At 42.3% G+C, this 24,298-nt stretch carries 18 protein-coding genes and 1 pseudogene; 1 reads left to right on the top strand and 18 read right to left on the bottom strand.

The genetic code is table 11. From position 1 onward, the window contains the following. Positions 1-10: 10 nt before the first annotated feature. The 11 genes and pseudogenes from cysE to NGI26_RS06860 all read right to left on the bottom strand — a co-directional run bounded on the left by cysE (position 11) and on the right by NGI26_RS06860 (position 14,232). Positions 11-628 carry a serine O-acetyltransferase gene (gene cysE, locus NGI26_RS06910; protein ID WP_251938112.1) on the bottom strand — a complete coding sequence of 206 codons (618 nt, stop codon included), beginning with the start codon at positions 626-628 and terminating at the stop codon, positions 11-13. A 14-nt stretch (positions 629-642) separates the two neighbouring features. After that, positions 643-2,865 (bottom strand): polyribonucleotide nucleotidyltransferase, encoded by a 2,223-nt coding sequence (pnp, locus tag NGI26_RS06905; RefSeq protein WP_251938110.1) that lies wholly within the window; start codon positions 2,863-2,865, stop codon positions 643-645. Positions 2,866-3,204: 339 nt separating this feature from the next. Continuing rightward, complete coding sequence (metF, locus tag NGI26_RS06900) at positions 3,205-4,065, bottom strand: methylenetetrahydrofolate reductase [NAD(P)H] (protein ID WP_251938107.1); 861 nt, start codon at positions 4,063-4,065, stop codon at positions 3,205-3,207. Between the two features lie 61 nt (positions 4,066-4,126). Continuing rightward, positions 4,127-6,376 carry a 5-methyltetrahydropteroyltriglutamate--homocysteine S-methyltransferase gene (gene metE / locus NGI26_RS06895; RefSeq protein WP_251938104.1) on the bottom strand — a complete coding sequence of 750 codons (2,250 nt, stop codon included), beginning with the start codon at positions 6,374-6,376 and terminating at the stop codon, positions 4,127-4,129. A 243-nt stretch (positions 6,377-6,619) separates the two neighbouring features. After that, entirely contained in the window at positions 6,620-6,982 is a 363-nt protein-coding gene (locus NGI26_RS06890) for a TIGR02328 family protein (RefSeq protein ID WP_251938101.1), read from the bottom strand. Continuing rightward, on the bottom strand, positions 6,966-7,370 hold the full coding sequence (locus NGI26_RS06885) for a YbgA family protein (protein WP_251938097.1): 405 nt from the start codon (positions 7,368-7,370) through the stop codon (positions 6,966-6,968). The genes NGI26_RS06890 and NGI26_RS06885 overlap by 17 nt, the downstream gene beginning before the upstream one ends. A gap of 22 nt (positions 7,371-7,392) precedes the next feature. Then, positions 7,393-7,662 (bottom strand): annotated as a pseudogene (locus tag NGI26_RS06880) (HigA family addiction module antitoxin); the annotation flags it as partial. A gap of 2 nt (positions 7,663-7,664) precedes the next feature. Next, positions 7,665-8,279: an Ntn hydrolase family protein gene (locus NGI26_RS06875; protein WP_251938089.1), complete on the bottom strand. Its 615-nt coding sequence runs from the start codon at positions 8,277-8,279 to the stop codon at positions 7,665-7,667. Between the two features lie 49 nt (positions 8,280-8,328). Next, positions 8,329-9,573 (bottom strand): restriction endonuclease subunit S, encoded by a 1,245-nt coding sequence (locus tag NGI26_RS06870; protein WP_251938086.1) that lies wholly within the window; start codon positions 9,571-9,573, stop codon positions 8,329-8,331. Further along, positions 9,566-11,170, bottom strand: a complete 1,605-nt coding sequence (locus NGI26_RS06865) for an HsdM family class I SAM-dependent methyltransferase (protein WP_251938084.1) — start codon at positions 11,168-11,170, stop codon at positions 9,566-9,568. The genes NGI26_RS06870 and NGI26_RS06865 overlap by 8 nt, the downstream gene beginning before the upstream one ends. Beyond that, positions 11,170-14,232, bottom strand: coding sequence for a type I restriction endonuclease (locus tag NGI26_RS06860; protein WP_251938081.1), 3,063 nt, complete (start codon positions 14,230-14,232; stop codon positions 11,170-11,172). The genes NGI26_RS06865 and NGI26_RS06860 overlap by 1 nt, the downstream gene beginning before the upstream one ends. A 211-nt stretch (positions 14,233-14,443) precedes the next feature. On the opposite strand from NGI26_RS06860, the gene NGI26_RS06855 reads away from it, so the two are divergent. Further along, on the top strand, positions 14,444-15,070 hold the full coding sequence (locus NGI26_RS06855; protein WP_251938076.1) for a TVP38/TMEM64 family protein: 627 nt from the start codon (positions 14,444-14,446) through the stop codon (positions 15,068-15,070). 35 nt (positions 15,071-15,105) lie between these two features. Here the strand turns inward: NGI26_RS06855 and NGI26_RS06850 are convergent, their stop codons facing one another. The 7 genes from NGI26_RS06850 to NGI26_RS06820 all read right to left on the bottom strand — a co-directional run bounded on the left by NGI26_RS06850 (position 15,106) and on the right by NGI26_RS06820 (position 24,190). Beyond that, positions 15,106-16,260, bottom strand: a complete 1,155-nt coding sequence (locus NGI26_RS06850) for an MFS transporter (protein WP_251938073.1) — start codon at positions 16,258-16,260, stop codon at positions 15,106-15,108. Between the two features lie 173 nt (positions 16,261-16,433). Beyond that, positions 16,434-17,360 carry a permease-like cell division protein FtsX gene (gene ftsX / locus NGI26_RS06845; RefSeq protein WP_251938070.1) on the bottom strand — a complete coding sequence of 309 codons (927 nt, stop codon included), beginning with the start codon at positions 17,358-17,360 and terminating at the stop codon, positions 16,434-16,436. Next, positions 17,353-18,045, bottom strand: coding sequence for a cell division ATP-binding protein FtsE (gene ftsE, locus NGI26_RS06840; RefSeq protein ID WP_251938067.1), 693 nt, complete (start codon positions 18,043-18,045; stop codon positions 17,353-17,355). Before ftsE ends, ftsX begins: the two co-directional genes overlap by 8 nt. A gap of 15 nt (positions 18,046-18,060) precedes the next feature. Further along, a protein-coding gene (prfB, locus tag NGI26_RS06835) for a peptide chain release factor 2 (RefSeq protein WP_251938064.1) occupies positions 18,061-19,156 on the bottom strand; the annotation gives its coding sequence in 2 pieces (ribosomal slippage) (positions 18,061-19,083 and positions 19,085-19,156; 1,095 coding nt in all). Positions 19,157-19,336: 180 nt separating this feature from the next. Next, complete coding sequence (locus tag NGI26_RS06830) at positions 19,337-20,596, bottom strand: TRZ/ATZ family protein (RefSeq protein WP_251938061.1); 1,260 nt, start codon at positions 20,594-20,596, stop codon at positions 19,337-19,339. Positions 20,597-20,715: 119 nt separating this feature from the next. Then, positions 20,716-22,464, bottom strand: a complete 1,749-nt coding sequence (locus NGI26_RS06825) for an ABC transporter ATP-binding protein (protein WP_251938057.1) — start codon at positions 22,462-22,464, stop codon at positions 20,716-20,718. 1 nt (position 22,465) lies between these two features. After that, positions 22,466-24,190: an ABC transporter ATP-binding protein gene (locus NGI26_RS06820; RefSeq protein ID WP_251938053.1), complete on the bottom strand. Its 1,725-nt coding sequence runs from the start codon at positions 24,188-24,190 to the stop codon at positions 22,466-22,468. Positions 24,191-24,298 lie beyond the last annotated feature (108 nt).

Genomic DNA, 24,298 nt, shown 5'->3' with positions numbered 1-24,298 from the left:
TTACTACTCTCTACAACCCCGACGACCTGTGACTGGCTTCTCTCGCTTGCTCAAGTTTATTGACGTAGTATTCCCGTTTCTCCTCTACCTCGTGAATGGTCGGTTCGTCTTTCTGACCATGAACACGCACAATCTTGGCCGGAATGCCGACAACCGTCACATCACTAGGAACATCTGCTACAACGACCGCTGCAGCACCGACCTTGGCATTTTCACCGATTTCTACAGGTCCGATGACTTGAGCATGAGCAGAAATGAGGGCTCCTTTGCGAACAGTTGGATGGCGTTTCCCACTATCCTTACCTGTCCCACCAAGAGTAACCCCATGGTAGAGAAGAACTCCTTTTTCAACGACAGCTGTTTCCCCAATCACAAGTCCTGCCCCATGGTCGATAAAGACACCTGATTCTATCTGAGCACCTGGATGGATCTCAATCTGAGTCCAGAAGCGCCAAAACTGACTGTGCATACGAGCCAAGAGTTTAAAGCCATGCTTCCAGAGAAAATGAGAGAGACGGTGAGCAGCCAAGGCTTTGACACCCGGATAAGTCAGCAAGACTTCTAAGGTAGTGCGAGCCGCTGGATCATTTTCTTTTACGATATCAATGGTTTCACGCCACCATCCCATACATTTCTCCTTTCTTATTCTGAGTCTTTTGGTGTTTCTGTAGTTTCTTTCTTAGGTTTGTGGTCCTTGTGGTGGTGACGAGGACGATCCCCATGACGATGACCTTTATCCCCTTTTTCTTCTGAACGTTCAGGTTTTGGCGGACGTGGCAAGAGTGCCTTCATAGAAGCATCTACACGACCTTTTTCATCGATCTTAATAACCTTCACATCTACAAAATCACCAATTTGAACTAAATCTTCTACATTATTAGTACGAGTCCAAGCCATTTCAGAGATGTGTACGAGGGCATCCGTCTTGTCAAAGAGGTTGACAAAGGCACCAAATTTCTCGATACGAACAACTTTGGCATGGTAGACTTCGTCCACTTTGGCTTCACGAACCAAACCAGCAATGATTTCTTTAGCACGGTTGATGGCATCTTGGTCGCTAGAGTAGATAGATACGTTACCTTCTTCGTCGATGTCAATCTTAACGCCTGTTTCAGCGATGATCTTATCGATGGTTTCTCCACCTTTACCGATGACAATCTTGATCTTATCAACATCAATCTTGATGGTATCAATTTTCGGAGCTGTTGGAGCCAATTCTGGACGAACTTCTGGAATAGTAGCTTCAATCACATCAAGGATTTCAAAACGAGCTTTCTTGGCTTGAGCAAGAGCTTCTGTTAAGATTTCTGCAGTAATTCCTTGGATCTTGATATCCATTTGAAGGGCAGTAATCCCGTCACGTGTACCTGCAACCTTGAAGTCCATGTCACCAAAGTGGTCTTCCAAACCTTGGATATCTGTCAATACTGTATAGTTGTTACCATCTGAGATAAGTCCCATAGCAATACCAGCTACTGGCGCCTTGATTGGCACACCACCAGCCATAAGGGCAAGAGTGCCGGCACAGATAGAGGCTTGAGATGAAGAACCGTTTGATTCCAAAACTTCTGCTACCAAACGAATCGCATATGGGAATTCTTCCAAACTTGGCAATACTTGAGCTAGAGCACGCTCCCCAAGAGCACCGTGACCAATTTCACGACGACCTGGAGCACCGTAACGTCCAGTTTCCCCTACAGAGTATTGTGGGAAGTTATAGTGGTGCATAAAGCGTTTCTTGTACTCTGGATCCAAACCATCGATGATTTGCGTTTCTCCCATCGGAGCCAAGGTCAAAACTGAAAGTGCCTGAGTTTGTCCACGAGTAAAGAGACCGGAACCATGTACACGAGGAAGATAGTCAACCTGCGCATCCAAAGGACGAATTTCATCGACCTTACGCCCGTCAGGACGCACCTTGTCTTCTGTGATCAAACGGCGCACTTCAGCGTGTTCCATTTGTTCCAAGATTTCAGCCACATCACGCATGATGCGGTCAAATTCTTCATGGTCTGCATATTTTTCTTCGTAAACTGCGGTTACTCGATCCTTAACTGCTTGAGTTGCAGCTTCACGAGCCAATTTTTCTTCAACTTGAACTGCTTCTTGGAGATCACTATTGTAGGCTGCGATGATTTCAGCCTGTAATTCAGCATCTACGTGAAGCAATTCCACTTCTGCTTTTTCTTTACCGACTGCAGCAACGATTTCTTCTTGGAAGGCAATCAATTCTTTAACGGCCTCGTGTCCTTTCAGAAGAGCTTCCAACATGATTTCTTCTGACAATTCTTTGGCACCAGACTCTACCATGTTGATAGCGTGCTTGGTACCAGCTACTGTCAATTCAAGAAGAGATTGCTCTGCTTGTTCTTGAGTAGGGTTGATGATGATTTCCCCGTCAACATAGCCTACTTGTACCCCAGCGATTGGTCCGTCAAATGGAATATCTGAGATAGACAATGCCAATGATGAACCAAACATAGCTGCCATTGGAGCAGAGGCATTTTCATCATAAGAAAGCACAGTGTTGATCACTTGCACTTCGTTACGGAAACCTTCCGCAAACATAGGACGGATTGGACGGTCAATCAAACGCGCTGTCAAAGTCGCATCCGTTGAAGGACGTCCTTCACGTTTCATAAAGCCACCAGGAAACTTCCCAGCCGCATACATTTTTTCTTCGTAGTTGACCTGGAGTGGGAAGAAATCCCCAGTTGCCATCTTCTTAGACATAACAGCAGCAGTCAAGACAGTTGACTCCCCGTAACGTACGACAACAGAGCCATTTGCTTGCTTAGCAACCTGACCAGTCTCTACAATCAACTCACGACCTGCAAAAGTCGTTTGAAACACTTGTTTTGTCATGTTAATCCCCTTTGGATTGATAAAATTATACGCCTTGCCTACAAAAATCAAGATACTAAGCCGTTAAGCAACTCAAAGGAAAATAGGAAATCGAACGACGGAGCGAATGCTCCTAGGTAGATTTATCTTTTTCCACAGAGTTGTAGGCGTGTTCAATTACTCATGATATTTTGGACATTTAGAGTTGAGTTTTTGCAACCTTAATAACCTAATACCCTCATCTTTGTATCAAGTACGTACAGAGTCTATTTTATCATATTTTTCTTAAAAAGTACGGTCTTTTCTATAAAAAAGGAACCATTCTGCTATGAAAAGAAGAATGGTTTGCTTTTGATTATTTTAAGGTTGGTGATTGAACAAGGCATGGGTTGCTTGGTGAATGTACTGAGCAGTGTCTGCGTTGTTCATGGTGTAGAGATGCACGCCTGCTACGTCTTGCGTTACCAAGTCCACGATTTGGTCTACGGCATAGGCAAGTCCTGCTGCTCTGAGTGACTCAGGGTCATTCTCATACTTGTCCAAGATAGCCTTAAATTTACGTGGAAGATGGATATTCTCACAAGTCTTCAAGAGACGAAGCGCTTGGTTACGGTTAAGGATTGGCATAATCCCTGCATGAATTGGCACATCAATCCCTGCCAAGGTACACTTGTCTTGGAAATCGTAGAAACGCTCATTGTCAAAGAAAAGTTGCGTTACTAGACTAGAGCATCCTGCATCCACTTTTTTCTTGAGATTTTGGATATCTGAGATTTGATTTGGCGAGTCTGGATGTCCTTCAGGATAACAAGCTCCAATAATATCAAAGTGTGGGGCCTGTTCCTTGATGAACTCAATCAAGTCTGTGGCGTAACGGAAATCCTTCTGTGGTTCAACACCTGGAATGATATCTCCACGAAGGGCCAAAATCTTCTGTACGCCAACCTTGTCCAAATCTCTAATGGTTTCAGCAACCTTGTCCTTGGTCAAGTAAATGGCTGGCAAGTGAGCAATGGTCTTAATATTCAGGTCATTTTGGATATAGTCAGCCAAACGAACCGTCGTCTCTTTGATATTAAATTTATTATTACTAGCAGTCACACTGATGAAGTGTGGTGCCAAGCCCTGCATGTCTTTCAGGGCTGCGATAATTTTGTCATTGCCTACTTCTGGGTTTGGAGGGAAAACTTCAAATGAGAGGGACGGTGTTTGACGTGACATATGTATGAACCTTTTCTAGTTGATTTCTTTTTGAACAACCGTTGTAGAGAGAAAGTGAATTTTACAATTTCTCACGCGCAGCTTTTGCAGCTTCTACAAGGCGGATCAAGCTTTCTTTCGTTTCTGGAATACCACGTGTTTTCAAACCACAGTCAGGGTTGATCCATACTTTCTTGCTTGGTACTTTTGCAAGGATGGCTTCGATGGTGTGGTCGATTTCGCCTTCGTTAGGCACACGAGGTGAGTGGATATCATAAACCCCAGGTCCAACTTCTGTTTGGAAGTTTTTCGCTTTGAGTTCGTCCAAGATTTCAAGGTTTGAACGGCTAGCCTCAAATGAGATAACGTCTGCATCCATGTTGTCGATAGCTTTGATGATATCTGTAAATTCTGAGTAACACATGTGAGTGTGGATTTGAGTGTCTGGCGCTACTGTTGAATGTACCAAGCGGAAGGCTGGAATAGCCCAGTCAAGGTAGTCTTCGTACCAGTCGCTACGACGGAGTGGCAATTTTTCACGAAGAGCAGCCTCGTCGATTTGGATGATTTTCACGCCTGCAGCTTCAAGGTCAAGAACTTCATCCTTGATTGCAAGAGCGATTTGAAGAGTAGAATCCTTGATAGAGATGTCTTCACGTGGGAATGACCAGTTAAGGATGGTAACAGGTCCAGTCAACATACCTTTAACAGGTTTGTCAGTACGGCTTTGTGCGTAGCTAGACCATTTAACAGTGATTGGGTTGAGACGAGTAACATCGCCCCAGATGATTGGTGGTTTAACCCCACGCATACCGTATGATTGTACCCAACCATTCTTAGAGAAGAGGTAACCTGACAAGTTTTGACCGAAGTACTCAACCATGTCATTACGCTCGAATTCACCGTGTACAAGCACGTCAAATCCAACTTCTTCTTGCCATTTAATCCATTCGTCGATTTGCTCTGCCAAGAACTTGTCATAGTCTTCTGCTGACAACTCACCCTTACGGAAGGCCAAACGTTTGGCACGAACTTCCTTAGTTTGAGGGAATGAACCGATGGTTGTTGTTGGAAGGGCTGGAAGTTTGAAGGCATCTTCTTGGATAGCTTCACGTTCAGCAAAGGCTGGCAAACGAGTGTAGTCTGCGTCTGTCAATCCAGCGATACGAGCACGAAGTTCCGCATTTTCACCAACACGTTCAGTCGCAAAGAGTTCTTTGTTAGCAGCAAGAGCTTCTGCACCTTGACCATTACGGATAGCATCCAAGTCACGGATCTCATCCAATTTTTCAACTGCAAAAGCAAAGTGGTTCAAGATAGCTGGGTCAAATTCTTCATTCGCAGTTGTAAATGGCACATGAAGAAGTGAGCATGAGCTTGTCAATACGATGTTTTCAGCTGGGATTTGCTCAAGAACAGCCAAGCTCTTTTCGTAGTTGTTACGCCAGATGTTCTTACCATTGACAATACCTGCATAGAGAGTCTTGTCTGCTGGGAAGCCACCTTTAACGAGTTCAAGAGTTTTCTTCCCTTCAACAAAGTCAAGACCGATCGCATCTACTGGCAATTTGACAAGGTCAGCATAAACGTCACGAACGTCACCAAAGTAAGTTTGAAGCAAGACTTCAAGACCTTTCTTATCAGCCAAAAGCTTGTTGTAGAGGTTCAAGAAGAGAGTTTTTTCTTCAGCTGTCAAATCTTTGACAAGAGCAGCTTCGTCTAATTGGATGCGAGTCGCACCAAGTTCAGCCAATTTAGCAAAAACATCTTGGTAAGCAGCCACTAAGCTATCTACGAAATCTTCTGCTTTCACGCCTTCTTCAAAGTCTGATAATTGAAGGAAAGTGAATGGACCTACAAGAACAGGACGAGTGTTCAATCCAAGTTCTTTAGCTTCTTGGAATTCATCAAAAATCTTGTGACCAGCCAATTTTACTTGAGTGTCTTTTTCAAATTTAGGAACGATGTAGTGGTAGTTGGTGTTGAACCATTTCTTCATCGGAAGGGCACGAACGTCCCCTTTTTCTCCTTGGTAACCACGTCCCAAAGCAAAGTAACGTTCAAGATCAGATAATTCTAAGTTTTGTACTGATGCAGGAACTACGTTGAAAAGGAAAGCAGCATCCAGGAAGTTGTCATAGTGAGAAAAGTCATTTGATGGAATTTCAGTGATGCCTTTTTCTTTGACGATGTTCCAGTGTTTTGCACGCAAGTCTTTTGCTGCTGCAAGGAGTTCTTCTTCTGAGATTTCTTTTCTAAAGTATTTTTCAGTTGTAAATTTTAATTCGCGGAATTCACCCAAACGAGGGAAACCGATAATTGTAGTTGACATGTTTTGTCCTCCAAAAATTGTTGTTGAAACTATCTTAACAGAAAAGAAACTGTCTGTATAATTGTAAAAAATTAGGCTTTGATATAGTTTGAAACTATATCTCGATTTAAAAGACAAAAAAAGATTTGGAGAAGATTCCCCAAATCCTTTGGTAAATATAGATTGATAACCTTTCAAGTTTGCTATGTTCTTCGCAAAATAATAGTGAACTGACAGCTACCTATGGCTTGTTATTAGAAAAGACTATAGGTTGATTCCCTTGTCACGGAGATTTGCCAGACACTCCTCATAGTAGGCATTGTCATGCTCACTATAGATAGGACTTTTTAGTTTTTCCTCTGCTAAGTCTTGATAAGGAGGGCAGGTCTTGCCGCGGTAGTTCTTGTCCAGCCACTCTGGACTGACCTTGTAGCCACGGTCTGCCATCTCCTCCATAATCAAGCGATGATAGGCATAGAGACGATAGGGCGAGTGGGTAAAGACATAGTCCACCGTCGCATGCTTTCTGCCCCAGCCATTGCCACGAAGGGCACAGCACTCTCGATGTTGCCCCAAGAGTTGAGGATGGGGAAGTTGTGAAATCAAAGCCTCATGCCAAAGTCTCATGGGAGTCTCCTTTCAGCAAGGTAGAATGTTGCAGATAAGCATTTGGGTAACGTTCAAGCAAATCTCTAGTTCTAACAATCAAGTCTTGCTTAGAAGCTTGACCAAAGCGATAGCGATCCAGCAAGAGCATATAGTCTTTGCGCTCATCAAGGCTAGCTTGCTTTTTAAAATAGCCCCAAATATGCTGAAAAGCATTGCAAACCTGACCCCTGTGTTCTGGAATCTGGCAGGCACGGTCAATCATCTCTTGAACCTGACCCACCTCCACCACTTCTTGCTTAAGATACTGGCGAATGTCTTTGTAAATATTGCTGGAATGACTCAAAACAAGGTATTTATTTTCCGCCCAGAGTTGCTGACAAAGGGCACGTTGGTTGTTGTTATTCATATTTGAGATTATACCATGTTTACTCTAAGATTTCCGCCATTTTTACATCGTAGACATTTTGAAGATTGAGCCAAGTTTGCATCGAAACATTAGTGAGTCTAGCTAAATTCTCAGCAATATCATTACTAATTGATTCCTCACCATTCAATAATTTAACGAGTTTCATTTCAGAAATCCCTAAGCACTCCGCAAATTCTTTCTTGGCCATCTCAAAGTCTTCAATAAATTCTCCAAGATACTGACCTGGATGAAAAGCAATTAGGTCTTTGTATTCAACAATTTTATTAGTCATATTCACCATTTAATCACGTGTTGTTCAATATTACTATTAACAGATTTATCTTTTTTAGAAATTTCAAGAATAATTTCTCTATGAATTTCTTTTATTTTCTTAATTGCCATCCCTCTACTAAATACAGGAGAATTTATTTGTTCAGCAATAATATATTGTACATTTGAACTAACTAAATCTTGATAATACTCATAATCAACATTTGGAGGTGTCAGAATAGGAGCCCATACGTTTCTGTAATCTGTTAAATGTAGCTGATTTTGAATATTACCATCTGACATATGAAAGTTTCCACCAAAACCATAATTCGTTTTACTTTTTCCCAAAACTAATATATTACAATGGTTCGGTTCATTTACCACTCTGTTACCTAGTAAAAGCCATAAAAATTCTAGATAATCTTCAGCACTTGGACAGTCATCTTCGTCAAAAATACCATTTTTATTTAAAACATCTACAGCACTACCTGAACCAGTAAAACCTACCAATACATTTTGATTTTTCTTGAAAACTTTAGAGTATGTATCGCTTACAATTTCACCTGAATCTTTGATAAGACGCGTATCTCCTGAAATAATTGCGAAATTTTTAAATACAGTTCCAATTACACAAGACAATATTCACACACCTCCTTGATAGCATTTTATAAAAAAGTTTTTAAATTCTCTAGCGCTCCACCTTCACCTGTCCATTCATCAGCATTGGTAAGAGCCAGTCACGAAGTTGGATGAGTTCTTGGTTTTGGTTTTCTAGAATCTGCTGTTTTAACATTATGGGTTGTAGTTTAGCATCTAATTTTGAAATAATTTCAATCGGTGGAACTACAATCTTAGCCTGCTTTAAATGGTCCTGAGTAATATGTCCCATAGTTGTTTTTCTCAACTCAGCAATAGATTTAAACACCTTCAAATAGCTTTTCAATTCAAAGTAAATGAAAGATTTTGGATAAGTGTCCGAAGTAACTTTAAAAATATGTTGATTTAAAGCTCCTCTTTCTTTCCCCCAGATTATAATCTCTAATGTTGCAGACCAAGAAAATAATATATCTCCACTCTCTACAACTGCTTCTGTCGGAATATCTAATCTCGCTTTTTCGGTATCCTTTGTGAAGCCATTCATCATTTCTCTAATTTTAATGACAGGAAGGTAATCATCCTCATTTGTATCTGGTCTATATTTTTGCATAGCTAGTCCATTATAAAAATTCGCTATATTCCATAAAGAATCCACTCCCCACCCCTCTGGGATTTCGCGTTTGATTTCTGGGTGATAAACCATCTTTCCGCCTGATGATTTGTAGGGTTTGCCATTCTGGTCTGGGAAATCAAACTGCACAAACCAGTAGTCATAGAGGGTCTTAGCCATGGCTTCCAACTCTTGGTTGATTTGGTTGTTTAAAAGAATCTTTTTATCAATTGAAGATAATAGTTCAACTATCTTATCCTGATATTTCTTTTCAGGAACTTTGATTCTCATTTTTGATAAATAATCAATATTTATATTATCCTGGATGCTTCCACTGGCAGATTTTTGAATTTCTTTTTTTATATATTCAAAGAAATAGTAAACAAATAATTCACTACTTTTTTCAGGATTTGCATTAAATCCCACAATACTATCTGGGAAACACATTGGATATGATAAAATTGCTGTTTCAGCAATATTAGCCGCTATAGTGATACAGAGTGTACCAGCTGCCCATAACTTACTTTGTTTTAACCCAAAATCATTGTAATACGAATCATTTTTAGTTATATAGAGATTTGCAGCTTTAACATCACCTGTTTGTACTAAAGGGTATTTGCCACCTTCAAATAGTTTTACGTCATTCCTAGGTCTATGTTTTGATTTACCTCTACTAAATGTACCAAGTTCAGACAAACTTGTTATTTCCCAAGTAATCTCACTCATACTTCAACCCTTTCATCTGCTCTTCAATCTCCTGCTCCAATGCATGTGATTGCTGGAAGAGGTCTGTGAGTTTATTTTGAAAGGCGGTCATCTTGTCTTCAAACTCTTCTGCTGTGATATCTACATAGTCGATTTTGATGTCAAAGTACTGACCTGCGCTGAGTGAGTAATTTTTCTCCTTGATATCCTCATAAGAGACGGTGACCGAAAAGTCTTCGACGGCTTCCTTCTTGATAAAGGTCTCGACAATCTTCTGCTCTTCTTCTGGGGAGAGCACGGTCTTTTGGTTCTTGCCTTCCTTGACCTTGGTTCCGAGGTTTGAGGCATCAATGAGGACGACATCCCCCTTATTTTTCTTATCGATAAAGAGGATAGATACGTTGGTACCTGTCGTCGCAAAGATATTGGACGGCATAGAAACGACACCGGCCAGCATTTGATTGTCCACCAAGTGTTGACGGATAGCCTTATCAATACCTGACTGGGCTGTGATAAATCCTGTCGGTAAGACAACGGCTGCTTGACCATCTGGTTTCAAGGAGTAGATGATATGCTGAACAAAGAGCTCGTAAATCGCCATCTTGTCCTTAGACTTGGCTGGAATCTTTGGCACTCCTGCAAAGAAACGCTTACTGGCTTCTGGCAAGGTCTCCACTTGGTCACGCCACTCTGAAAAGTCCAGCTTGAAAGGAGGGTTCGACACGATATAGTCCATCTTTTCAGGATGACGATTGGCGATGATGGTATTTCCCTGTACGATATTATGTATGGAATGTTGGAGTCCATTCAAGATCAGATTGAGACGGAGGAGATTGGATGACTTTTGTGAGATATCCTGACTATAAACAGTGGTCTTATCCACACCGATACGACTAGCCAGGTTCATAAGCAAGGTCCCCGAACCAGCTGACGGATCATAGATACGCACGTTTGATGGTTGGTCATTTCCCACTAGGATATCAGCGATAATCTTAGCTACAGAGTGAGGCGTGTAGTACTCGGCATACTTCCCACCGCCATCTTTATTGTAGTCCTTGATCATGTACTCAAAGAGGGTTGAGAAAAAGTCGAAGCCTTGTGAAAAAATGGTCTCATCAAACTTGACGCGTGCAAGGAGATTGATAATAGCCTTTGCCACTTCGTTGCGCTTACTGCTATCTGAGATGGTATCTGTAATCAAACGCTCGTCAAAGAGACGAATGGTCGTGTCGCCGTCCGTATGAACCGAAAAAATATCGTTATTGTCGATGGCGATTTGGTTAAGGGTATTTTCAAAAGTTTCGTAAAAAGTCGTCTCATTTTGCTGACGGTGAAGGGTTTCGATCAACTGGTCTGGCTTGAGCCAAGCTGTGCTGGTACCGATATCCTCCAAGAGCCAGTCATAGTCTTCCTCACTCATGGTCAACAAGTTTTCATAGGTGTTCCCTGCATCTAGTACCTGTGCTTGATATAAAAACTTATCATTTAAAAATTTGTAGAGGAAAGACTGGGTGAGGAGTTTGTACTCACCCGCTTCTCCTCCTAGTCCTGCATGGGTAAAGACGGCTTTTAAATCATCTACCAAGTCTTGGACTTGGACCTTGTATGTTTCATTCATTAGTGTTGGTATTCCTGTTCATATTCTTCAAATAGCGATTCAACCAATCTATCAAAATCTTGTTTGGCCATATTGCTAGCTGATTGATTTTTCTTCATTTCTTTTCGGGCTTGCTCGCGAATCATTCGCTTTAGATATTCCTCATTATCTAGAACCCCTTGATTTTGACCGATTCTATGGTCTAATTTAACCTTAGAACCCTTGATAACATGATAAATGGCTGGAAATTCACTGACCATTGTCGAGTTGGTCACATGCTTATAGGAACGTGCAGCCATTTCATCTCCGTTAAAGTTCATGGTCAAACGTCTCATACGAGTATAATAATCCTCCACTGACTTAAAGAGTTCTTCATAGTCTTTTTGTGTTTCCTTGATATTTTCCATTGTATAGCCTTCTTGACCATAGATAAAATGTTTTTGCATGATGCGTTGAAATTCTTCGTAGAGAGAAACCCACTCAGGATCCTTTTCATCACGCTGTTTTTTAATCCTACCAGCTACCCGACGTCTCCAATCTTCCAGGTCATTAGCTGCTAGGCGAAGTTCTTCTTCTGCAATCTTGACAAAGCTAAAGCTAGTTTCAGACATGGCAAGATTTAAGAGCGTCCGACTGGAGAAATCATCTGGCTTATCTATCAGAGACAGTGTCAGCATCCGTCTAGAGAGGATATTAAGCAGGGTAGCAATCTGAGCAATGTCAATCTGCTGGAGCAGGTGTTCGTAGCCAAGGAGACGGGCGATATTGTAGTACTGCTTGATAGACTCCAAGGCCTTACGAAGATCGATTAACTGCTTCCTATCCTTGATATCGTTGATGGCTTGGGAGAAGTACTCTAGATTGTCCGTTGGATAGTTGATGAGGATATACTCGGTCTTGCTCAACTCTTGAGAAATCTCATCTGCTGACACAAAGAGAGAGCCAAAAACATCCTCTCCATTTTCCCCAGTCAGGGTCGAATCATACTCTTGATTAAGCTCTTCCAGATAGGCACGATTGGTCTTGTCAAACTCCTTGGAAATATCCGCAAAGTCGATGACATAACCAAAGAGGTAGTCCTTGTAGGGACGATTGACACGGGTTAAGGTTTGTAAGAGATTGTGAGCCTTGATCTTGCGCCCTAGATAGAGACGTTTGAGACGAGGGGCATCAAAACCTGTCAGGAGCATAGAGTAGACGATGATGAGGTCAATCTTGCCTTCCTTATAGGCATCTACCTTATCTTTCTTCTCTTCCTTGTCTCCCTCATCATGGAGAATGAGAGCGGAGGTCAACTTGGTTGAGCCTGCTTGTCGTCGTTCCTCTAATTGCTTTTCAAGCTCACGCGCCTGCTTGGACGAGTCACAGACAATCATGCCACCGATGGTCTGGTCATCAAAGACTAGATCACGGGCACGATTAAAATCCTCGATGATAAAGTCTAGCATAGGCTCCACATAGTGAGGATGGGCAAAGATATCTTCCTTGGACAGGTCACCTCGTTGGATTTCTTCGTTGATGGATCTGAGATTGTCCTTATAGGAGGTCTCAATATCCTCTCGCATCAGGCGTAGGGTAAAGCCGTCATCGATAGACTGGTTGTAGTAGTATTTATGGATGTAATCACCAAAGATATCTCGCGTGGTCGCATGACTTTCCTTGGTCTTTCCATCTTTCTTATAGGTGATGAGGGGCGTTCCTGTCAGGGCAATCTTAATAGCCTTGGTATCTGCTTGATAGAGATTTGGCAAGTAGGAACCTCGTTCATTGTAAGAACGGTGGGCTTCATCGATAAAGTAGACATTTTGACGATTGAGATTATAGCCAGAGTGGTCTGTCAGATCCGAATCATCTTTGAACTTCTGGATATTGACCACAGCGACATCATAGCCGTCTTGTTTTTGATTGAGCTCTTGTGGGTTATTGATGCGCTTAACCTTAAGTCCTCGTTTGGTGAATTCCTTAAATGCTTGGTCTGCCAAGTCCAAACGGTCCACGACAAAGTAAAACTGAGGTACAATCCCTTGTTTTGAAAAATAATGAGTTAAATAGCGGATATTGAAATACGCCAAGGCAGTCTTACCAGAACCTTGGGTATGCCAAATCACGCCTTTCTTGATACCTTTTGCGATCGTTTCTTCAATAGCACGTGTCGCAAAATACTGGGGATAGCGCATGATGTGCTTCTGCAGTTGGATCTGCCCATCCTTGCTTTCTTCTTCTACATAGACAAGACCAAAACGAAGCATAAAGAGCAAGCGTTCCTTCTGGTACAAAGAAGTCAGGAAGGCATTGCAAGGTGTATCAGGATTTAGGTTTGTTGTAAACTCTGGCTGAGATTTGAGGGCAAAGCGCTTCATGTCTTCTAGGACAAAGTCGATTTGGTCCTCGGTTAGCGTAGCAGGGGAATGAAGGAAATCTTCTTCTCTTTCTTCCTTGAAAGCATTAAATTTAGTTTTTGAATAGGCGTTTGAACCGTAGTAAGAACCCTGTTTTTGCTGACCTTGTCCACTGATATACGCTAAGTTATCAGATAAGGAAATCAACTGGGTAATATTGTTAAAACGACGGAACTTACGGTTTTCAAAACGGTATCTGGTTCTGTCCTGCTCTGACTGAATTCCAGTCTTGCCATCACGAATTGCATTGGGCTGTTTCACTTCGATATAAGAAAGAGGCAGACCATTGACAAAAATAACGATATCCGGACGAAATTCATCCTGACCATTTTGACATGTAACTTCAAGCGCCAGATGGAAGGTATTGGCTTCAGGATGCTCCCAGTCAATGTAAATGGCATCTTCCTGACCTTGCAGACGTTTAAAGAAAGAACGTCCCAAATCGTTTTGATCTAGTTCCAACTTGATATTGGCTAGTTCTCTCTCAAAGTCATCCTCTGTCAAGTAGTTGTTAAATTTTAAAAATTGCTCCTTAAAAACAGATACAAGGATGTTAGTATCTGGATCTCTTTCTGCAATCTCCTTCCCATTGCGAGGAAGATAGGTATAGCCCATACGCATGAGGTGCAAGGCTGCTGGAATTTGAACCCTGGTTAGTTCAGAAAAATCTTTTCTCTTTGCCATAAAACCTTCCTTTTGCTAGTCAGAACTGTCTATTTTTACTAACAATATCTTTCAGACTATCTCTCCAATTTATCGAATTCTTAATTATCTATTATTATATCATATCCCAGACAGAAAACGCCTTCTAGATCCTACTTCCCTCCTAAAAACCATGTAGTCTTTCTCCCTAAAATATGGTATAGTAGAATCATACTAGACAAGAGGAGTTTACATGTCACACGAAAAAGAAATGAAAGCTGTTTCTCCCCTTCTACAGCAAGCTATCAATATCTCATCTATCGCAGGCGGAATCGGTACCTTGATTTTCTGTATCTGGGCCTATCAAGCGGGGATCTTGCAATCAAAAGAGACTCTATCTGAATTTATCCAACAGGCTGATGTCTGGGGTCCACCTCTCTTTATTTTTTTACAGATTTTGCAGACGGTCGTGCCTATCATTCCCGGTGCTCTGACCTCCGTCGCTGGTATTTTCATCTATGGACATGTCGTAGGTACTATCTATAACTACATTGGTATCGTCATTGGTTGTGCTATTATCTTTTACCTAGTAAGGCTCTATGGTGCGCCCTTTGTCCAATCAGTCGTCAGCAAACGAACCTATGACAAGTATATTGGTTGGTTAGATAAGGGCAATCGTTTTGATCGATTCTTTATCTTTATGATGATCTGGCCTGTCAGTCCTGCAGACTTTCTCTGTATGTTGGCTGCCCTGACCAAGATGAGCTTCAAACGCTATATGACTATCATCATCTTGACAAAGCCTTTTACCTTAGTGGTTTATACCTATGGCTTGACTTATATCATCGATATTTTTTGGCAGATGCTTTCTAATAAATAAAAAAACTCAAGGATGTAAGTTCCTTGAGTTTTTTGTTAAACTTCTTTTTTCAATAAAAGGGAAACTAGGACCGATGTGGCAATCATCCATACCCCTAGAATGATAAAGGTCATGCGACCATCCAATGTCACCAAGCTAATCCCTGAGAGAACGAATGGCGTTAATGATGCACCAAAACTACATCCTAAAACCGCATAGGAAGTTGCTTTATTGAGGAGTTTTGCAGGGATTTTCTCAGATATCAACTGAAAGACTGTCGTCAAGGCGATACTGTAGGCAAAGCCTCCCAGGATAGAACCTGCAACAACTACCCAGAGTGATGGAGCAAGAGCAATGATGATTTGACCAATTCCAAAGGTTACACCAGCGACTAATAGAAGTCTTTCCTTGAAGGTCGAGATCAGGAAAGAAAAGCTGATTCCAGCTAGAATACCGATCAACTGCATGGCACTGAGTACCAAACTCGACAACTGTGCATCTCCAAAACCTGCCTCAATCATGAGACTAGGGATACGGAAGGTAATGGCAGTATTGGTGCATACAATCACTGCAGCTACAGTAGCGAGAAAGAAAATCAACTGTTTCATAGAGCGAGTCAATCTTACTGCTTCTTCTGTCTGATGATTGGACTCATGTACTTCTGCTTTTCCATAAGGGACAAAGAGAAGGAAGAGCACCAGAACCACTAGACCAGCTGCATAAGCTAAAAAGGTCGCGGTCCAGCCAAAGGCCAAGAGCTGACCGACTGCCAAAGTCAAGATAGAGGCTCCTACTACTTCAGCAGACCCACGAAAACCAAGCATCTGTATACGAGTCTTCCCGTGGTAACGTTCACTGATAATGGAGATAGCCTTGGCGTTCAGCATCCCAACTCCGATTCCAAATAGCAAGCGTGTCGCAAAGACAAAGTAATAACCCTGATACCAGAAAGGAGCTGTTCCACTGATGGATAAAATCAAGAGCCCCAGAGTTAGCTGGAGACGTTCAGGAAATATACGCTCTAAAACTCCGTTTAATAAGAGCATAGCCATAATCCCAAAGGATGGGAGACTAACCAAGAGCTCGACCTGACTGGTCGAATAGCCCTGATAATAGTCAAACATGGCTGGCAGGGCGCTCGAGATTGAAAACGATGTGATTAGTACTAACGATAAGGAGAGTATACTCACTTTTTCCAAAAATTGTTTCATTTTATCCTCATTCATGATTCATTTTAGTAAAAAAGGTCCTTTCCTATCATACACTCTTTAGCCAAAATTGGCAAGCGACTAAGCACCAAGACCAAAAGAAAAAGCGGGGCATCAAGATCTGTGAAGTCTTGATGACATCCCACTTTTTTATGTGTTTTATCACGTTAGCTAACTTAGATTTTCAAGAATCGACGCATTGAGATTCCTGAACCAAGTGAACCGATACAGATTCCGATCAGGAACAAGAGACCAATCATCAATGGAATAAAGGTATCCGGTGTCAGCAAAGATAGATTTTGACCAACCAAGGATGGGTTGACAGATTGAAACACTCGGTTATAGACAAAATAAACCAAAGCTGATGGGAGAGCTGCTCCCAACAATCCGATAAAGGCACCTTCTAGCAAGAATGGGCCACGGATGTAACCGTTCTTGGCACCAACCAAACGCATGATTTGGATTTCACGACTACGTGAAATGATGGTAATACGGATGGTATTAGAAATCAAGAAGACTGCGATAAAGATCAAGAGTCCTGCAATGACCAATCCCCAAACACGGATAAATGAAGCCAACTTGAAGAGACGTTCGGTATTGGCACCACCGTCTTGAACTTCAGAGACACCTTCGATTTTCTTAGCTGCTTCAGCTACTGGTTTTACATCACTTGGTGAATTGGTATCTACGATGTAGGCATCATGAAGAGGGTTTGCATCTCCTTCAAAAACCTTCCACTCGTCACCCATCGTTTCAGTCAGCTTTTGGTACTGCTCTTCTTTACTTGAGAAGGTTACATTTTTAACAGCTGGCAAAGCTTTGAGGGCATCATAGACCTTGTGGTAGTCATTGTTAGTGACTGTTTGGCCTTCTTTTACAATGGTTTCACTGTTGTCTTCAACGTCTTTACGGACATAAACCATGACGCGGACGTTGTTTTCGATATCAGTCGCTAGTTTCGCAGTATTAAAAATAACTGAGGCAAAAATAGCAACCAAGGTCAAGGTAATCATTACTGAACTGATAGCAGCAATGGTCATCCATCCATTACGCTTTAAACTCTTTAAAGCTTCGAACAGATGGCGGAAAAATCTACTAATCATCGTATCCGTACTCTCCTTTCGCTTCATCACGTACCACGCGACCATTTTCGATGGCAATAACGCGGTGGCGCAAGGTATTTACGATTTGGCTGTTGTGGGTCGCCATCAAAACAGTTGTCCCTTGTAGATTGATACGTTCCAAGAGGTTCATGATTTCCCATGAGTTATCTGGATCCAAGTTCCCTGTTGGTTCGTCGGCAATCAAAACCTTAGGATTGTTTACGATAGCACGCGCAATGGCGATACGTTGTTGCTCACCACCTGAAAGTTCATTCGGGAATGAACGAACCTTGTGTTTCAAACCGACAAGGTCCAAGACTTCCATAACACGTTTTTTGATGTTACGACGACTTTCACCGACAACCTCCATTGCGTAAGCAATGTTCTCATAAACGGTTTTCTTTGGCAAAAGTTTGTAATCCTGAAAGACTACTCCAACGTTTCTACGCAAGAGCGGAATATCTTTCTTTTTAATTTTAACAAGGTTATAGCCAGCAACTTGCAAGCTCCCTTTGTCGATTTTTACTTCACGGTACAAGGAACGGATAAAGGTTGATTTCCCGGCACCGGAAGGTCCTACGATGTAGGCGAATTCTCCTGCATCAATATTTACAGTGATGCCACGTAGGGCAGTTGTCCCGTTGTCATATTTTTTGACAACATCTCTCATTTCAATGATTGACATGTGACTTCCTTTCTATTAACTAATACGCCATTTTAGATAGGCATCGATGAAACCGTCAAGGTCTCCATCCATTACCTTATCTACTTGCGCAACTTCGAAGCTAGTACGATGGTCTTTGACCATAGTATAAGGAGTAAATACATAGGAACGGATTTGGCTTCCCCATGTAATTTCCTTTTTCTCACCCTTGAGCGAGTCTACCTCAGCAGCTTTCTTTTCCTGCTCCATCTGATAGAGTTTTGCCTGAAGCATCTTCATCGCACGATCACGGTTTCCGTACTGGGTACGGTCAACAGTTGATGCTACGACGATACCTGTCGGAATGTGGGTCAAACGGACACCTGTTGAAACCTTGTTGACGTTTTGTCCACCTGCTCCACCTGAACGGAAGGTATCCATCTTGATATCATCCTCACGGACATCAACTTCGATGGTATCATCCAACTCTGGCATCACTTCTACAGAAGTAAATGAGGTGTGGCGACGTTTAGCAGAGTCAAATGGTGAGATACGGACCAAACGGTGAACTCCCATCTCTGACTTGAGAAGACCATAAGCATTTGGTCCTTCAAAAGACAAGGTTACTGACTTGATTCCTGCCTCATCACCTGCTTGGTAGTCTAAGACCTCAACCTTGAAGCCTTTGGCATTTCCATAGCGAGTATACATACGAAGGAGCATATCGCCCCAGTCTTGAGCCTCTGTCCCCCCTGAACCTGGATGGATTTCAAGGATGGCGTTGTTGTGATCATAGGGCTCTGACAAGAGAAGGGTCATTTCGTAGCTAGTCATCATCTGGTCTAACTCAGAGAGTTTCTCAACCAACTCATCCTTAACAGACTCATCCTCTACTAAAAAGTCCAGTAAAATCTCAACTTCATCCTGTAGCTCATCCATCTTGTGGAAGGTATTATAGGTATTTTTGAGTTCGTTTAATTCTTGCGATGTTTTTTGGGCCGCAATATTATCGTTCCAAAAATCAGGTTCTGTCATTTTGTTTTCCAAAATGGCAATCTCTTCCTCTAAACCTTCGAGGTCAAAGAGACCCCCTGAAAGAAGCTAATTTTTCACGATTTGCGTCAATTTTTTGACGAATTTCTGAAATGTCCATACATACTCCTTTAATTGTATCGTTTTATTATACCATAATTTTTTTTATTTATCTAATCGGTGTTTTTCTAATTTATGATCCATATATTTCTGCAAGATGTCTGCTCGCCTTATTTCTAGCAAAATTTTAAAAACCTCACAAGAAGTTTCCCGTGAGATTTAAAGAATTTATACTACTTTTTTACAAGTTAACCGTCAACACTTGACCGTCTTTTACGACCGTCTCACCAGCAATATAGACATCCGAAACATCACTGGATTTGACGGCATAAACTAGGTGAGACAGCATGTTTTCTTGAGGTTGGAGATGGACTTTACCTTGGGGCTGAATAACGAGAAAATCAGCTTGCTTGCCTGCTTCTAGACTACCAATTTCATCTTCCATTCCTAACACCTTGGCACCCTCGATTGTCAGTGCCTTGAGGGCGGTTTCGATTGAAAATTGACTAGCATCGCCACTCTTCATTTTCTGTAGAAGGGCAGCAGTCCGCCCTTCCTCAAACATATCCAGGTTATTGTTAGAAGCAACTGAGTCCGTCGCAATACCAACTGCTACTCCTGCTTTTTGAAGTTGGACGACTGGTGCAATCCCTGAGGCTAGTTTGAGGTTGCTGATAGGATTGTGGGCGATAGCGACTTGCGAATCTGCCAAACGCGCAATCTCTTTTTCATTTAACTCCACACCATGGGCAAAGACAGCTTGATGGTCTAAATATCCAAGCTCATCTAGAAAGGCTAGTGGGCGTTTGCCATAACGTTTCAGGATAATCCCTGACTCTTCCTGAGTTTCTGCCACATGGATATGAAGGGGAATGTTTTCTTCCTTCGCTAGATCAAGACTTGCTCCAAGCAATTCTCGACTACAGCTGTAGGGCGAATGAGGAGCCACCATGGCCTTGAAATTTGGATCCTGATAACCTTTGATTGTCTTGATGACAGCTCGAGTTCTAGCTATGGTCTCATCCGTCGTCTCATTTCCTGAAGAAAAAAGGGTTGGAGAGAAATAGCAACGCATCTTGGAAGCCTTGACCAAATCATAAATCTCAGTAATATCCACTCCATTGGGATTATACATATCGTTGAAGGTTGTTGTCCCTGATTGGAGCATTTCTGTCAGAGCTTCTTTGACAGCCTTTGTAGTCATCTCTGGTGTAAACTGAGCTTCTGCTGGCCAGATATAATCCTCCAGCCATTCATGGAGATTGCTATCATCACGAATCCCTCTCAAGCCTGTCATGGCTGAATGGGTATGGCAGTTGACCAAGCCCGGCATGATCCAGGCTCCCTGATAGTCTATGACTTGATCTGCTTGTTTAAGAATCTCTTGATTTTCCTGACCGACATAGACGATTTGGGAATCTTTGACAGCCAAAATCCCATCTAGATAGACATGGAAATCTTGGTCACAAGACACGATATTGACATGCTGATAGACTTTCATGAGCTTCTCCTTTTCTAAAGACAATTTACATATCACAATTTTTCTAGCTATTGTAACAAAAAAGTCACCCGAAGGCAATTTTTCTTATTTGTTCATTGACATTATAATGGCTTTCCCATTTATTCTTGGCTAAAAGCTGCTGCTTGCTGCATTTGATAGTATTTGCCTTTTCTCGTCATGAGTTCCTCATGATTGCCATATTCGACAATATCTCCATCTACCAAGACAAGAATCAAATCAGCATCTTGAATGGTCGACAAACGATGGGCGATGATAAAGCTTGTCCGCCCCTTCATGAGTTTGGCAAAGGCATCCTGAACCAGCACCTCCGTCCGAGTATCGATGGATGAAGTCGCCTCGTCTAAGATCAGAATCTTAGGAATGGCTAGAAAGACACGCGCGATGGTCAAGAGCTGCGCCTGACCGACTGATAGTGATTCACCCGCATTTTCAAGCTTGGTATCATAGCCCTGTGGCAACTGTTGGATAAAGAAATCTGCATTTGCTGCCTTGGCTGCCGCAATGACCTGTTCTCGGCTAGCATCAGGCTTCCCAAAGGCAATATTGTCATGAATGGTCCCTTGCTTAAGCCAAGTTTCTTGGAGCACCATGCCAAACTGCTGTCGAAGAGATGCTCTAGAATAGTCGTAAATAGAATGACCGTCTAGCAAAATATCTCCTGAGTTAATCGGATAAAATCGCATGAGGAGATTGATGAGGGTAGACTTACCAGCACCCGTTGGACCAACGATGGCGACCTTACTACCAGCTGGAATATCAATAGACAAGTCCTTAATCAAGATCTTTTCAGGATTGTAGCCAAAAGAAACATGTTTAAAGGAAATGGTACCCTTGACTTGGTCACTGTTCAATTCTTCCAGACCAGTTTCTGTAACTTCCGGACTCTCTAGAACCGCATAAACACGTTCTGCACAGGCTAAGGCACTCTGCAACTCAGCCAAAACTGATGAAATATCATTGAAGGGTTTGGTATACTGTTGCACATAGTTTAAAAAAGTCACCAAACGACCAATGGTCAAAGTGGAACCCGCTATGATGCGCAAGGCTCCTACCCCAGCAAGAAGAGCATAAATGAGGGAATTGACAAATCGTGTCGAAGGATTGACTGCTGACGAATAAAAGATAGCCGATTGAGAATAACCTGAGTAGTTGTCATTAGCCTCATGAAGTCTTTCGATAAATTCTTCCTGAGCATTAAAAGACTGGATAATGTTTTGCTGACTAAGTGACTCTTCAATCAGCTGGGTTTGAATCCCCCTAGTCTCCGTCTGCTTCTGAAAGAGATGGTAGGACCTCTTAGCGATAAAGCGAGAAATGACCATAGACAGGGGTGTTAAGAGCAGAACTAATAGCGTCATCAATAGATGGATTTGGAGCATGGCAAGGATGCTGACCAAGATCATCAATACTCCGATGAAAAATTGGTTGAAAATCATATTTAGACCCGCTGCCAACTGTTCAATATCTGTCGTCACACGGCTGACCATTTCCCCACTACCTTGTCTATCTACAAGGGCGATTGGGAGACGATGGAGTTTCTCAATGATTTTCTCCCGCAAATCTCTGGTATAGGAAAAGATGAGACGATTATAGAGGAGGGGATTGGCCCATTGTACCAGCGTATTTCCAATAACCACCAAAATCATCTGGAGAAAAATTTGCCAGAATACCTGAGATGAGCCTGTCACTAAGACTTGGTCAATCACCTGTCCAATTAAGATTGGCAGATAGATGGATAGGGCCACCTGGGCTATGGTTCCCAAGAAAGCCAGGAAAAGAAGGATGGGATGGCTAGCTAAATCTTTTGCTAAGCGTTTAAGGGTTTGACTTGCATATTTGCCTTTCATTCTAGTCCTCCTTTCCATGTTGGGAAGCATTGATCTCCCGATAGACTTGACTCGTCTTCATCAATTCTTCATGATTTCCAAGTGCTAATTGTTGCCCCTTCTCTAAAAGAAGAATCTGGTCTGCAATCTTCAAGGTCGAAGTTCGTTGGGAAATCAGGATCAAACTAGTATTTGGCAAGTTTTCCTGAATGGCCTTTAGAAGATTAGACTCAGTTATCGTATCAAGGGCCGAAGTCGCATCGTCTAAGATGAGAAAAGGCGCTTGGCGCAAAACTGCTCGGGCAATGGACAAGCGTTGCTTTTGACCACCTGAGAAATCACGACCTCCTGCTTGGACCTCTGCGTCCAAGAGTCCTTCTTTTTCACTGACAAAATCCTTGGCCTGGGCAATTTCCAAAGCCTGCCAGAGTTCTTGATCAGAGACTGTCTCTTCCATACCCAAAGTCAAGTTGGAACGGATAGTTCCCTTAAAGAGTTCAACCTTTTGAGGGACATAGGCCATCCAAGATCGCCATTCAGAAAGGTTTCGAGGGCTACGCCCATCATGATAAAGGGTTACAGTGCCACTATCTAGTTGGTAGAGACCAAGCAAAACCTGAACCAAGGTTGACTTACCAGAACCCGTCCCACCGATGATCCCAAGAATTTGCCCTTCTTTCGTTCCAAAAGAAATATCTCTTAGAGAAGGTTGAGCTGCATCTAGGTAGGTAAAGCTCAAGTGTTCAACTCGTAAGGACTGGTTCGAGGAAGTTTCTTTTTGAGCAATTTCTGCCAGTATATCCTCAGGTTCTTCAGCAAAAACTTCCTCAACCCGCTTGGCAGAAATATAAGACTGGTTGAGTGAATTGATGAGCATGGCCAGTTTGATTAACTCTACCAAGATTTGCAGGAGATAGTTAATCAGCGCAATCAAGGCACCTTGACTGAGCCAACCTCCTTGGATAGAAATATAGCCATTCCAGATAATCACTAACAAGGTTCCGTTGACGATCAAATAGGTCAAGGGTGTCAAAAGACTAGACCAGTATCCTGTTTTCATTTGGATAGCAGTATAGACTTGATTGAGTCGTTGGAAATGCTCTATTTCTCTTTTTTCTTGACCAAAGGCACGAATCACACGCATCCCTTGTATCTGTTGGCGCGTTTCCTGAACCAGCTGGTCTGTCTTCTTTCTCAAGCTACTATATAGAGGATTGACCAAACGTGATAAAACGACAATGACAACGGTCAAAATGACAACCATGACCAAAAACCAGAAGGTCAATTCAGGCGAGAGTCGATAAGCCATGAAAATGGCCCCAAAAACAATAATAGGCGCTCTTAAAAACAGGCGTAAAAATTGATTGATTCCCGTTTGAATCTGATAGGTATCTGAAGTCAAACGCGTCACCAAACTCGAAGTCGTCAAGCGGTCTCTACTATCCTTGGGCAAGGAGAGAATATGGCGATAGAGGTCATTGGTCAACTCTTTGGTAAAGCCGACAGCAGCCTTGGCTGAGTAAAACTGGGCTACTAAAGCTACCAAAACACCAATTACTGCGAAAACAAAGAGGAGCCCCATTTGCATCCAGAGGTGACCCTGATCTTTTTTGGGGATAGATTGGTCGACAATCCCAGCTATCACCATAGGAACCAAGAGTTCAAAAACGGCTTCTAGCAGCTTAAACAAGGGCGCTAGGAAAGATTCCTTGATATAAGGTTTAAAGTAAGAAAGTAAGTGTTTCATAAGTCCCTTCTATTCCAAAATGAAGAGAGTGGGACAAAAGTCCTAGCCTCTCAATTGTCTTTGGATTGTCGAGAAAGACGCAGTGGTTGAGTGGGCTCTACTACGCTG

Origin of the sequence: Streptococcus sp. Marseille-Q0941 (genome assembly GCF_943736975.1) — a bacterium.
GTDB lineage: Bacteria > Bacillota > Bacilli > Lactobacillales > Streptococcaceae > Streptococcus.
The sequence above is the reverse complement of the archived record's forward strand: the minus strand, read 5'-3'. Positions and strand labels throughout refer to the sequence as shown.

What these genes read in the sequence shown, in the direction of transcription:
- metE (WP_251938104.1), bottom strand. Translation starts at nt 6,376, where the DNA reads ATGTCAACTACAATTATCGGTTTCCCTCGTTTGGGTGAATTCCGCGAA.
- cysE (WP_251938112.1), bottom strand. Translation starts at nt 628, where the DNA reads ATGGGATGGTGGCGTGAAACCATTGATATCGTAAAAGAAAATGATCCA.
- NGI26_RS06865 (WP_251938084.1), bottom strand. Translation starts at nt 11,170, where the DNA reads ATGAATGAAACATACAAGGTCCAAGTCCAAGACTTGGTAGATGATTTA.
- ftsE (WP_251938067.1), bottom strand. Translation starts at nt 18,045, where the DNA reads ATGTCAATCATTGAAATGAGAGATGTTGTCAAAAAATATGACAACGGG.
- NGI26_RS06850 (WP_251938073.1), bottom strand. Translation starts at nt 16,260, where the DNA reads ATGAAACAATTTTTGGAAAAAGTGAGTATACTCTCCTTATCGTTAGTA.
- NGI26_RS06820 (WP_251938053.1), bottom strand. Translation starts at nt 24,190, where the DNA reads ATGAAACACTTACTTTCTTACTTTAAACCTTATATCAAGGAATCTTTC.
- metF (WP_251938107.1), bottom strand. Translation starts at nt 4,065, where the DNA reads ATGTCACGTCAAACACCGTCCCTCTCATTTGAAGTTTTCCCTCCAAAC.
- NGI26_RS06870 (WP_251938086.1), bottom strand. Translation starts at nt 9,573, where the DNA reads ATGAGTGAGATTACTTGGGAAATAACAAGTTTGTCTGAACTTGGTACA.
- NGI26_RS06825 (WP_251938057.1), bottom strand. Translation starts at nt 22,464, where the DNA reads ATGAAAGGCAAATATGCAAGTCAAACCCTTAAACGCTTAGCAAAAGAT.
- NGI26_RS06860 (WP_251938081.1), bottom strand. Translation starts at nt 14,232, where the DNA reads ATGGCAAAGAGAAAAGATTTTTCTGAACTAACCAGGGTTCAAATTCCA.
- pnp (WP_251938110.1), bottom strand. Translation starts at nt 2,865, where the DNA reads ATGACAAAACAAGTGTTTCAAACGACTTTTGCAGGTCGTGAGTTGATT.
- NGI26_RS06830 (WP_251938061.1), bottom strand. Translation starts at nt 20,596, where the DNA reads ATGAAAGTCTATCAGCATGTCAATATCGTGTCTTGTGACCAAGATTTC.
- NGI26_RS06885 (WP_251938097.1), bottom strand. Translation starts at nt 7,370, where the DNA reads ATGAATAACAACAACCAACGTGCCCTTTGTCAGCAACTCTGGGCGGAA.
- NGI26_RS06890 (WP_251938101.1), bottom strand. Translation starts at nt 6,982, where the DNA reads ATGAGACTTTGGCATGAGGCTTTGATTTCACAACTTCCCCATCCTCAA.
- NGI26_RS06855 (WP_251938076.1), top strand. Translation starts at nt 14,444, where the DNA reads ATGTCACACGAAAAAGAAATGAAAGCTGTTTCTCCCCTTCTACAGCAA.
- ftsX (WP_251938070.1), bottom strand. Translation starts at nt 17,360, where the DNA reads ATGATTAGTAGATTTTTCCGCCATCTGTTCGAAGCTTTAAAGAGTTTA.